The sequence below is a fragment of the Clostridium sp. SM-530-WT-3G genome (assembly GCF_012843905.1).
Taxonomy (GTDB): domain Bacteria; phylum Bacillota; class Clostridia; order Clostridiales; family Clostridiaceae; genus Clostridium.
In genome coordinates this window covers 24,609-35,312 of sequence record NZ_JABAGC010000037.1, presented here as the reverse complement: position 1 = coordinate 35,312, position 10,704 = coordinate 24,609, and the positions used below count along the sequence as shown (strand labels likewise).

Annotated in this window: 12 protein-coding genes; 4 read left to right on the top strand and 8 right to left on the bottom strand. The window is 28.6% G+C overall.

Annotation, left to right across the window (positions count from 1 at the left end; genetic code table 11):
- Positions 1 to 120: 120 nt before the first annotated feature.
- From HF850_RS12275 to HF850_RS12250, 6 genes are all read right to left on the bottom strand, one after another.
- Positions 121 to 276, bottom strand: coding sequence for a FeoB-associated Cys-rich membrane protein (locus tag HF850_RS12275; RefSeq protein ID WP_169105732.1), 156 nt, complete (start codon positions 274 to 276; stop codon positions 121 to 123).
- Between the two features lie 33 nt (positions 277 to 309).
- Positions 310 to 2,073, bottom strand: coding sequence for a ferrous iron transport protein B (feoB, locus tag HF850_RS12270; protein WP_169105731.1), 1,764 nt, complete (start codon positions 2,071 to 2,073; stop codon positions 310 to 312).
- Positions 2,074 to 2,142: 69 nt separating this feature from the next.
- Positions 2,143 to 2,364: a ferrous iron transport protein A gene (locus HF850_RS12265; RefSeq protein WP_169105730.1), complete on the bottom strand. Its 222-nt coding sequence runs from the start codon at positions 2,362 to 2,364 to the stop codon at positions 2,143 to 2,145.
- Positions 2,365 to 2,567: 203 nt separating this feature from the next.
- The gene (locus HF850_RS12260) at positions 2,568 to 3,407 is read right to left on the bottom strand and encodes a mechanosensitive ion channel domain-containing protein (protein ID WP_169105735.1); all 840 of its coding nucleotides are present in this window, start codon (positions 3,405 to 3,407) and stop codon (positions 2,568 to 2,570) included.
- A gap of 33 nt (positions 3,408 to 3,440) precedes the next feature.
- Positions 3,441 to 3,866 carry a hypothetical protein gene (locus HF850_RS12255; protein WP_169105729.1) on the bottom strand — a complete coding sequence of 142 codons (426 nt, stop codon included), beginning with the start codon at positions 3,864 to 3,866 and terminating at the stop codon, positions 3,441 to 3,443.
- 253 nt (positions 3,867 to 4,119) lie between these two features.
- On the bottom strand, positions 4,120 to 4,662 hold the full coding sequence (locus HF850_RS12250; protein WP_169105728.1) for an NADAR family protein: 543 nt from the start codon (positions 4,660 to 4,662) through the stop codon (positions 4,120 to 4,122).
- 218 nt (positions 4,663 to 4,880) lie between these two features.
- Between HF850_RS12250 and HF850_RS12245 the strand changes: the two genes are divergently transcribed.
- The 3 genes from HF850_RS12245 (at position 4,881) to HF850_RS12235 (ending at position 6,317) form a co-directional block, all read left to right on the top strand.
- The gene (locus HF850_RS12245; protein WP_169105727.1) at positions 4,881 to 5,057 is read left to right on the top strand and encodes a hypothetical protein; all 177 of its coding nucleotides are present in this window, start codon (positions 4,881 to 4,883) and stop codon (positions 5,055 to 5,057) included.
- A gap of 376 nt (positions 5,058 to 5,433) precedes the next feature.
- Positions 5,434 to 6,000 carry an NUDIX hydrolase gene (locus HF850_RS12240; RefSeq protein WP_169105726.1) on the top strand — a complete coding sequence of 189 codons (567 nt, stop codon included), beginning with the start codon at positions 5,434 to 5,436 and terminating at the stop codon, positions 5,998 to 6,000.
- Positions 6,001 to 6,107: 107 nt separating this feature from the next.
- Positions 6,108 to 6,317 carry a cold shock domain-containing protein gene (locus HF850_RS12235; RefSeq protein WP_169105725.1) on the top strand — a complete coding sequence of 70 codons (210 nt, stop codon included), beginning with the start codon at positions 6,108 to 6,110 and terminating at the stop codon, positions 6,315 to 6,317.
- An 81-nt stretch (positions 6,318 to 6,398) separates the two neighbouring features.
- On the opposite strand, the gene HF850_RS12230 is transcribed toward HF850_RS12235, so the two are convergent.
- Positions 6,399 to 7,040: an N-acetylmuramoyl-L-alanine amidase family protein gene (locus tag HF850_RS12230; RefSeq protein WP_169105724.1), complete on the bottom strand. Its 642-nt coding sequence runs from the start codon at positions 7,038 to 7,040 to the stop codon at positions 6,399 to 6,401.
- A gap of 201 nt (positions 7,041 to 7,241) precedes the next feature.
- Here HF850_RS12230 and HF850_RS12225 point away from each other — a divergent pair, with 201 nt between their 5' ends.
- Positions 7,242 to 8,591, top strand: a complete 1,350-nt coding sequence (locus HF850_RS12225) for a [Fe-Fe] hydrogenase large subunit C-terminal domain-containing protein (protein WP_169105723.1) — start codon at positions 7,242 to 7,244, stop codon at positions 8,589 to 8,591.
- Between the two features lie 79 nt (positions 8,592 to 8,670).
- Here the strand turns inward: HF850_RS12225 and HF850_RS12220 are convergent, their stop codons facing one another.
- Positions 8,671 to 10,698, bottom strand: coding sequence for a penicillin-binding transpeptidase domain-containing protein (locus HF850_RS12220; protein WP_169105722.1), 2,028 nt, complete (start codon positions 10,696 to 10,698; stop codon positions 8,671 to 8,673).
- Positions 10,699 to 10,704 lie beyond the last annotated feature (6 nt).

The window sequence follows — 10,704 nt, the reverse complement described above, 5'->3', positions numbered from 1 at the left end:
GGCTATGCGGTTGGCACTATCAGCCCCCGTAACGGACTTTCACCGATTAGCACGTGCCCATGCTGGGCACACCAAAAAGAAGAAGCTATACATATTATATATGTATAACCTCTTTAAACTCTATTTTATTATGATATTGTTATTACTATTACATTGATTCTTTTGGGAACATCCACTACAGCCACCGCTGCACTTTCCTTCAGACGATTTCTTTAAAGATTTAGCAATTATCCATATTGCAAATATAAGAATTAATCCTGCAATTAATATTTCCATACAAACATCTACCTTTCTAATATTAGATAAACATTAAAATATAAAACTTCCTATATTAAATACTAAGAATGATACCGTGTATGCTATAGCAAGCTGAAATACAATTGAAACCATCATAAACTTAGCTCCAAATTCTTTCTTCATAGTTCCTAGTGTTGATACACAAGGTGTATAAAGTAATACAAATACTAAAAATGCATATGCAGAAATTTGAGTAAAATGCATTGGAAGTATAAGACTTAAATCTCCACCAAAAATAACTTCCATAGATGATAAAACAGTTTCTTTTGCTAAAAGACCAGATATTAAAGATACTGCACTTTGCCAATTTCCAAATCCAAGAGGCGCAAAAAATGGTGCAATCACTGTTCCAATAGCTGCTAAAATACTATCATTAACTTCTCCAACCATTCCAGTCATATTAAAGTTTGATAAGAACCATATAACTACAGTCATAGCAAATATTATAGTTCCTGCCTTCTTCAAAAATCCCATAGATTTATCCTTTGTAGCTCTATATAAAGAAGCTAATTTGGGAATCTTATATTCTGGAATTTCAATAATAAATGGTTCTTCATCTTTTTTGAAATATGTCCCTTTTAGTAACACTCCTAATATAAATGCAACAACTATACCTAATAAATATAATGATGCTACTACAAGACCTCTATGTGATTCAAAAAATACTGCTGCAAACATTGCATAAATAGGTAATCTAGCATTACATGACATAAAAGGAACTAATAAAGCTGTAAGTTTTCTATCTTTTTCACTTTCAAGAGTTCTTGCTGCCATTATTGCTGGTACTGTACATCCAAATCCTATTATCATAGGAATAAATGCTTTACCTGAAAGCCCCATTTTTCTCATTAATTTATCCATCATAAATGCTACTCTTGCCATATATCCACTGTCTTCTAAGAAAGTGATACAAATGAATAAAACCAATATAACTGGTAATAATACTATTATTCCACCAACACCAGATACAATTCCATCAACTATAAGTGAATTAAACCATGGTGATGTACCTGAAAGCATATTATGCAAAAATGGTATTATGTTATCATTTAAAATTCCATCTAATAAATCAGATAACGGCTGTCCAACCCAAGAAAACGTAATTTCAAACATTAACGCTACAACAGCAATAAATATTGGAAAAGCAAGTACTGAATTTAGCACATATTTATCAATTTTTTCTGTAATACTTTCCTTTAAAACTTTTTCATTTTTTATACACTTATGTAGTACATCTTCTATAAATATATATGTTTCTTTTTCAGAATTAAAATCATACTTATCTTTTTCAGTACATTCTTTAAAATCACCTTGTTTTAATCTCTTTTCAATTTTATCTATTCCAATATTATTACCTGCAACAATTGGAATTACTTCTACATTTAATTCTTTACTAAGTTTCTTATAATCAATTATTATTCCTTTTTTCTCACATATATCAATCATATTAAGAGCTAATATAATTGGCTTATTAAATTGTTTAAGCTGAGTTGTAAGATATAAATTTCTGTTTAAATTTGATGCATCTACTATATTTAAAATAACATCAACATTTCCATTTTCCAAGTATTCCTTTGATACCTTTTCTTCATTTGAAAAAGTATCCATTGCATATATACCTGGTAAATCTACAATTTTTATATCACCCATATGCCCTTCTTTTTTTTCTACTGTAACACCTGGCCAGTTACCAACATGTTGATTAGAACCAGTCAGTGCATTAAAAAGTGTGGTTTTTCCAACATTAGGGTTACCTAATAAAGCTACATTTATCATTAATAAGTCCCTCCTTTATTTAATCTATATTCAATATTATTAAATTTCTATAACAATATACTTAAACTTTTATCTTGCTATTTTTATACTTTCTGCATCCTTTTTTCTTATAGCTAAGTCAAAACCTCTAACATTTATTATAATTGGATCCCCAAGTGGTGCAGTTCTCTTAAGCTGTACTTCTGTTCCTTCAATACATCCAAGAGCAAACAATCTCTTAACAAGTTTTGAATTACCTTCTATGTTTTTTATAATTCCTTTTTCTCCATAACTTAAACTATTTATATTCATAATCGTCCCCCCTGTAATTGATACTCATTCTCATACAAATAAGAATATCATCATCATCTCTATTTGTCAAGATGAAAAAACATCATACATCATATATTTCTGATATATTTTTAATATGGGTAATAAGTTTTTAAAAATATAATAAAAAAATAATAAGTGATCTTTATCACAGACACCACTTATTACTTTTTTGTATAATAATTTTATTCATTTTTTAAATGTACATCCATTTGTGGATAAGGAATATTTATATTTTCCTCATCAAATCTTATTTTAACTTTTTCAAGTAAATCATAGTAAACAGTCCAATAATCTTCTGTTTTAGTCCATGCTTTTACTATAAAATTAACAGAACTGTCAGCATGCTCACTTACCCCCACAAATGGTTCAGGATCTTTTAATATAAGTTTCTCCTTATTAACTATTTCATATAAAATAGCTTTTACATGTCTTATATCAGATTCATATCCAACGCCAAATGTTAAATCAACTCTTCTCATCTTCTGAGCTGTATAGTTTGTAATTATTCCATTAACTAAAGTACCATTGGGTATTAATGTTCTCTTATTATCAGTTGTAAGCATATGAGTATAGAACATTCCAATAGTTTCTATTGTTCCAGTTTGACCTGCACCTTCAATATAGTCGCCAACATTAAAAGGCCTTAAGAATAATATTATTACACCTCCAGCAAAATTTGATAAACTACCTTGAAGTGCAAGACCTATTGCAATACCAGCCGATCCTATAACTGCTACAATACTGCTTGTGGCTAATCCTACATAATTCATTATTATTAATATAAGAAGAAGTTTTAAACTGATATTTAAAAAATTCTCCAAAAAGGATGCTAAAGTTATATCTATATTTCTTTTCTCAAAAAATCTATTAGTACTCTTAACAACTATTCTTATTATTTTGAAGCCTATCCATAAAAATAATAAGCCTAATACAATTTTTATCCCCTTTGTTTGAATCCAATGCAAAAATTTTTGTAGTACATTTTCATAAAGTTTCACATGTATCTCCCCATCTTGATACATTTTTTCTATATTAGTTTTAATATCACCCATTTGTTAATTATTCCCCACTCTTGGTATATAGCCATTAATCACCAAAATAGCCCAATCATCATTTCCTTCAACTGGTTTCCATTCACATTCAACATCAAGAAACTTCAACCACGCGTTTAATCCAAAACTTTTTTTGCTTACATTAGGAGATTTTCTACCATGCTTTTGTTTTATGATTTCTAATAAATTAAGCTGTTCTTCTTTACCTAATTCCTTTCCTATTAAAGGTCTTATTTCATCTATACAAGCATAATATGCTGTACCATCACCAAAATATAATTCATTTGCATATACTTGTCTTTCATCATTTAAGACTTCCATTATTTCATTGATTTCATCTATATTAGATAAATAATTCTTTACTCTTCTTAAAGCTTCTATATCCTTATCTAACTTATTTATTTTCTTTTCTAATTTTTCTAATTTCATCTGTACTCCTACTTTTTTCTTAAATTTAATTATTAATTACTTAATTATATTAATACATTATATCATAAAGAAATCTCATTTTATAGTTTAGTTATTTACCATTTAGCCTAATACTCTCATAAAAATAAAAAACAAACTCAAGAAAATATTGCCCAACTCTGATTTATTTATGTAGCATAATTATTTAATTATTTCAAAACGTAATACCTAATTCTTACACTAATATACATACTTAATTAACTTTATCATTAAATTAATGCAATATCTCCCGTACATCCATAAGTATAAAGCCTAATAGATTTTCCCCCTTCCAATTTTCAGGATTATATTTCAATTCACTTTCTTTAGAAAGTCCTATTCCCCATACATTATCATGAAGAACATTTTTAACTAAAATCTTATTTTCAGTATTAATAAGATATCGTTTTAACTTTTGATTTTGCGAAAACTTTCCAAGATTTGCAACCTTAACTATCTGTATTTTATGCTCGTTCCATACATCCTCATCAAAATTCTTTATTGTTCTTCCTATTAACTTCATCTGATTCGGATGACATGCCTGTAATATTTTATCTAATGCTTCTTCATCATTAAACAACCTGGCTTTTTCACACATCATATATTGCTCTGCACACTTATATTTTATGTTATTTATTTCAAATGGAGCTTGATACCATTGGCTAAGACACGTTTTAGTTATCATACCATTTGATGTTTTCTGATGTCCTGAGAAAAAAATAAAATCTAGCCTTTCATTATTTTTAAACATTGTCTGCACATCATCTAATGTCAACACTCTTTTCCCCCCTAAAACAACTATAACTTTTTTAATAATGTAAGCATATTAAAAAAACAATTAAAGTTATAATATATCAATAATTATACAGCAAAAGTATTTCATTATAAACATTCCATTTATTACGAATATTAATCAATCATTGTCGTAAGGAATATATTTTTTTATTTAGGATATACTTTTATTGAAAATTGAACTTATTAGGAGGATTACTTTATATGGATGATAACTATAGTAAATCAAAAATAATATCTACTAAATATACAAAAGGTACAGACTATAATGATGCAATACCTAATTATAACGATTTCGAAGCCCCTGATCCACGTGATATTGATGATGAAAATATGAAAAGATCGTATACACTTCATACATTTCCAGATGCAGACTGGTAACATATTTATTTTCGAACTACTTCCACAAACTTGAAGTAGTTCTTTTTATAGTATAAAAAACATAGAGCTTCAAAATATAAATTCCAATGATTCTAATACTTCAAAGCATGTATAAGTAATATACTATTGTGTGAAATACCATAAATAGCTGTTTGCAAAAAATGTTGGTAGTAAATTATAGAAAATTCAAATTATTTTTTTATTGATTATTTTTCCTTATTTTTGATTTTAATCAAAAGTATACACAATCAAAAAACAACACTTTTTAAAAACAGCTTCACAAGCAACTTTTTATGTAAAAACTTCACATAATAGACTAATTTATCCCAAAATGATACAATTACTTTAGTATATTTATTAGAAATGAGTGAATTAAATGGATTGGATAAAAGAAATAAAAGACTATATCCCTTATAATGAGCAAGAAAAAGCTGATAAAGAACTTATTATAAATGCTTTAAATACATATAATAACCTTCTATCACGAGAAAATACAATAGCACATATTACAAGTTCAGGATATATAGTAAATAAAGATCGTACAAAGGTGTTAATGATTCATCATAATATTTATAAAACCTGGGCATGGACTGGAGGCCATGCAGATGGTGACAGCAACCTTCTACATGTTGCTATTAAAGAAGCCATGGAAGAAACGGGAGTAAAACATTTCATACCTGTTTCTGATAAAATGCTTTCACTAGATGTTCTTCCAGTTATAGGACATATAAAGAGAGGTAATTACGTTTCAGCTCATTTACATCTGTCTGTTGCTTATCTTTTAGAAGCTTCTGAAAATGAAGAGCTTATAGTAAAAAAAGATGAAAATAGTGGTGTCAAATGGATACCTATTGATGAAATCCACAAATATTCTAATGAACCAGATATGATTAAACTGTATAATAAATTTAATGAGAAAATGAAAAAACCACCTTTTATTTAAAAGAATAAATTACATGGATTATTAAAGCGTTTTTTTGTAATACTATTATTGTAACAGCATTTTCTAAGATTAAATTATGCTGTATTAATAATAAGGAGTCGATATAAATGGCTAAAACAACAGGTGTAGTAAAATGGTACGATAGAGAAAGAGGATATGGATTTATTTCCTGCAATAACGGAAATGATGTATTTGCACATCATTCACAAATAAAAGAAAAAGGACCTGATAAAGATCTTAAAGAAGGTGAAAATGTTACTTTTTATGTTCAAGAAGGCGAAAAAGGACCAATGGCTACAAATATTCAAAAAATATAAATAACTATAATGCAAAAAAATCTCTGATTTAAATTTTATCAGAGATTTTTTATTCATAATGTTTCTTATAAACGTATAAAATTATATCCAGAAACCATTGGGCCCCAAAGTATATCCATCAATTACTGTATTAGAAAGCATTTTTCCAGAATGGTCAAAATAATACCATTTGCTATTTATTTTCTGCCACCCTGTTAACATCTCTCCTTTATTATTGAAATAATACCATTTTCCATTTATATTATGCCATCCTATTTGCATTTTTCCCGAATTATCAAGGTAATACCAAGTTTGGCCTAGACTAGTCCATCCAGTTTTAGGATTTCCATTACTATCTAAATAAAACCATCCGCCATCATATTTTATCCATCCATTCTGTATTATTCCACTGTCATTAAAATAGTACCACTTTCCATCTACTTTACACCAATCTGATTTGACCATATTTCCTTTACTATCAAAAAGACTATATGTTCCATCATTATTCTTTTTCCAGCCAAAATTTACTCCTGAATATTTCATATCTGTATCAGAAGTATCTATCTTTGAAGTATTATCTAATTCATTATTGTCTGCAACAATATTACTTTCTTTGTCATTACTTATTATCTGTTTATTATTACCTACCATAACTTTTGATGTGTCAACTGCAAATGCTGAATATGGGATTATTGAAGCAATAGCAGCAATTAATATTATTGAAACTTTCTTGTATCTGATCATATTTTCCCCCTACATATTATTATAAATTTACTCAAATCTAATACCCTTATATTGTAAATTGTATCAAATATATTTATATTTTTAAAGCTTATGTATATATAATTATATTTTTCTTTTTCTTATATAAATCTTTGTATTAATAAAAACAAATTATACATACTATTTATATATATAAATATAATTTTAGAAAGTCGGTGTCTTATGAATAATAAATATAATGATTTATTTGATGAACTAGTTAAATCATACTATGATGGAAATTTTGATGAAACTCTATCAAAAATCATGGTTTGTCATGAAAAATCTCCCCAAGAAACTTTTAAAATAATCACTTCATTATGTGGAGTTGACATAAAGTTTGATAATAATTATTTACACAATTTAAAAAAAGCAATAACACAATATTCAATAAATAAAAGGATTGTTGAAAAACTTGAATGCTGTTCTACTCCATGCACCAAAAATAAAGATGATAAATATAGTTGTGAAGCAGCATGCCCATTTGAAGCTATAAAGTATGACAATGATGATAAGACAACTTATATAGATCCTAATTTATGTGTAAACTGTGGTCTATGCGTAGATGCATGTAAAAACGGAAGGATTTTAGATAAAGTTGAATATATTCCTGTTTTGGACTTAATACACAATAATAAAACTGTAATTGCTGAGGTTGCTCCATCAATAATGGGTCAGTTTGGTTCAAATGTCACTATGGATATGCTTCGTGAGGCATTTATAAAAATGGGATTTACTGATATGATTGAAGTTGCTTTTGCTGCAGATATATTATCTATAAAAGAGGCAGTAGAGTTTGATGCTCATATTAATGATAAGAATGATTTTATGATTACTTCGTGCTGCTGTCCTATGTGGGTAGGAATGATAAGAAAAATATATAAAGAACTAGTACCTGACCTTTCCCCATCAGCTTCTCCAATGGTAGTTGCGGGAAGAATAATAAAAAAATTAAATCCTGAAGCTAAAGTTGTATTTATTGGTCCTTGTATTGCAAAAAAAGCTGAAGCAAAAGAAAAGGATCTTAAAGGTGTTATTGATTTTGTTTTAACCTACGCTGAAGTAGATGAAATATTCAATGCATTAAATATTGATGTTTCTACTCTTAATGGAATTCCAACTAGAGATTATGTATCAAAAGGTGGCAGGTTATATGGTCGAAGTGGAGGTGTTTCAATTTCTATATCTGAAATTATTGAAGAATTATTTCCTAAAAAACATAAATCATTTAAAGCAGTTAAAGCTTCAGGGGTAAAAGAATGTAAAGAAGTATTGAAATGTGCTTTAGAAGGTTCTCTTGATGGTAATTTCATTGAAGGAATGGGATGTGTTGGAGGCTGTGTTGGAGGACCTAAAACATTAATTCCAGCTGAATCTGGAAAAGATCAACTAGATAAACTTGCTTATGATTCACCTATAAAAGTTCCTCTTCATAGTGATACACTAGATAAAATACTTAATCAACTAGGAATTAATACAATTGATGATTTTAAGGATCATGGCAAAACATCAATACTTGAAAGAAAATTCTGATATAAAAGAGCTTGTCGATATTATTTCTACATACTAATACGACAAGCTCTTTTATATTATTACTTTTATATTATTACTTTTATCTTACCATTTCTAAAATATCTTTTACTTTAGGAACAACATAATGGCTTCCACCTCTATCTTTAACATCTTCTACCATCATTACAACAAGTAAATTATTAGGTTTCTTATTTGTAGTCATACCAACAAACCAACCAAGCTCTGTTCCAGTAGTATCATCTTGTGACTGCTTTATTTCAGCAGTTCCTGTTTTACCAGCTATTTCAAGTCCTGGTGTATATGCCTGATGGCCAGTCCCTTGTGGATTTTCAACTATCTGTTTAAGGTCATTTAGTATAATATTACTATTTTCCTTGGATACAACATTTTCTCTCCAAATCTTTGGACCATCATTATTTTTAGTTAGGATTGGAGTTAAAATGTTACCCTCATTTTCAAACATAGTATATAATGAAGCAAGCTGTACTGGATTAATTAATACTTCTCCTTGTCCATACCCACTATCTGCCAATTGAACTTCATTTGAAAAATCTCCACTAGATGAAATCTGTGAATTATATAAAGGATATTCAAATGGTATTTTTTCTCCAATTCCAAAAGCATTAAGCTTTTCTTTCATTAAATCTTTTCCTATGTCTAAAGCTGCTTGTGCAAAGTATATATTATCTGAATATATTAATGCATTTGTTAAATTTGCTTCACCATATTCTGATACTCTTGTAACATTATAATTTCCCCAACTCGAATCCTTCTGCCAGCTTAGTCCATTAATATCTTTATTTGTAGCTGGATCTATTTTTCCTGCTTCTAACCCAATTGCGCCTATAATAGGTTTAAAAGATGACCCAGGTGCTGCTGTTGCCTGAAATCTATTATATAAAGGCTTTTTAGGATCATTATTTAAATTATTCCACTTATCCTCACTTAATCCTAATATAAAATCATTAGAGTTATAAGATGGTGTACTTGCAAGGCCTAATACTTCTCCTGTATCTGGATTCATAACCACTGCTGTACCTTTATCATTTCCTAATTTTTCATAAAGTTTTTTCTGTATATTTATATCAATATTTAAGCACAAATCAGTTCCATGCTTAGCTTCTTTCTTAATAATTGTATTCTTTTTTTCACCTTCGCTATTTTGAATGTATATCTCAGCTCCATCAATGCCTCTTAGTGTATCTTCATAATACTTTTCAAGACCAGTTTTTCCTATTACAGAATTTTCTGTATACTCCATGTCCACTTTTTCTTTTAATTCATCAGCATTTATAGCTTGTACATATCCAACAAGATGTGCAGTTTCCATTCCATAAGCATAAACCCTCGAATCCTTTTCTTTTATCATAACACCTGGTATCTGTAAAAGTTCTACTACCTTTTCACTTCCATAAGGTATATCCTTAATTGGTACAAACATATCGTCTTTAACATAATCAGCTTGAAGTTTTTTATTTATTTTGTCTTCACTCATTCCTAATATAGAAGCAATTTTATTTATACTATTATTCTTATCTGAACCAAGCTTACCTGGTACAATCCCAACATTCGATAAATATGAATCTTTAGCAAGTTCTACACCATTTCTATCTATAATAGCTCCTCTTCTAGATTTTAATGTATTCACTCGTACTTTATCTGAATCCTCTAGTTCAGGAAAGATGGCTTTTGAACTCCACATAACTCCATAACCCTTACCTAGCTCTTTTTTCAGCTTTATTTTATTTGAAAATTCTAATTCTCCTGCTATCGTATTCATAGTAGTACCATAGCTTATAGTTGATGTGTCTCCATTCTTCTCAATACCAGTTATATTTACTTGAATATCTTTAGCTTCAATTCCAGAATAAATATTTTTGTTTCTTGCTACAAAATCCTCCTGTGATATTTTTGCTTTTGAAGTACTATCCAAAAGCTCGTACATATCTTCATATTGACTATTTTGCAGTAAAGTTACATACTCATTTAACTTAGCTTCCGGTTTATGTGTACTATTATAAATGAACCATGCACAAATACACACAATCAAAGGAACTATAACTACAAGTGTTCCTACAATTATGTATATATTCTTTTTCCCTTTCATAAATTC

What these genes read in the sequence shown, in the direction of transcription:
- HF850_RS12275 (WP_169105732.1), bottom strand. Translation starts at nt 276, where the DNA reads ATGGAAATATTAATTGCAGGATTAATTCTTATATTTGCAATATGGATA.
- feoB (WP_169105731.1), bottom strand. Translation starts at nt 2,073, where the DNA reads ATGATAAATGTAGCTTTATTAGGTAACCCTAATGTTGGAAAAACCACA.
- HF850_RS12265 (WP_169105730.1), bottom strand. Translation starts at nt 2,364, where the DNA reads ATGAATATAAATAGTTTAAGTTATGGAGAAAAAGGAATTATAAAAAAC.
- HF850_RS12260 (WP_169105735.1), bottom strand. Translation starts at nt 3,407, where the DNA reads ATGTATCAAGATGGGGAGATACATGTGAAACTTTATGAAAATGTACTA.
- HF850_RS12255 (WP_169105729.1), bottom strand. Translation starts at nt 3,866, where the DNA reads ATGAAATTAGAAAAATTAGAAAAGAAAATAAATAAGTTAGATAAGGAT.
- HF850_RS12245 (WP_169105727.1), top strand. Translation starts at nt 4,881, where the DNA reads ATGGATGATAACTATAGTAAATCAAAAATAATATCTACTAAATATACA.
- HF850_RS12240 (WP_169105726.1), top strand. Translation starts at nt 5,434, where the DNA reads ATGGATTGGATAAAAGAAATAAAAGACTATATCCCTTATAATGAGCAA.
- HF850_RS12235 (WP_169105725.1), top strand. Translation starts at nt 6,108, where the DNA reads ATGGCTAAAACAACAGGTGTAGTAAAATGGTACGATAGAGAAAGAGGA.
- HF850_RS12230 (WP_169105724.1), bottom strand. Translation starts at nt 7,040, where the DNA reads ATGATCAGATACAAGAAAGTTTCAATAATATTAATTGCTGCTATTGCT.
- HF850_RS12225 (WP_169105723.1), top strand. Translation starts at nt 7,242, where the DNA reads ATGAATAATAAATATAATGATTTATTTGATGAACTAGTTAAATCATAC.
- HF850_RS12220 (WP_169105722.1), bottom strand. Translation starts at nt 10,698, where the DNA reads ATGAAAGGGAAAAAGAATATATACATAATTGTAGGAACACTTGTAGTT.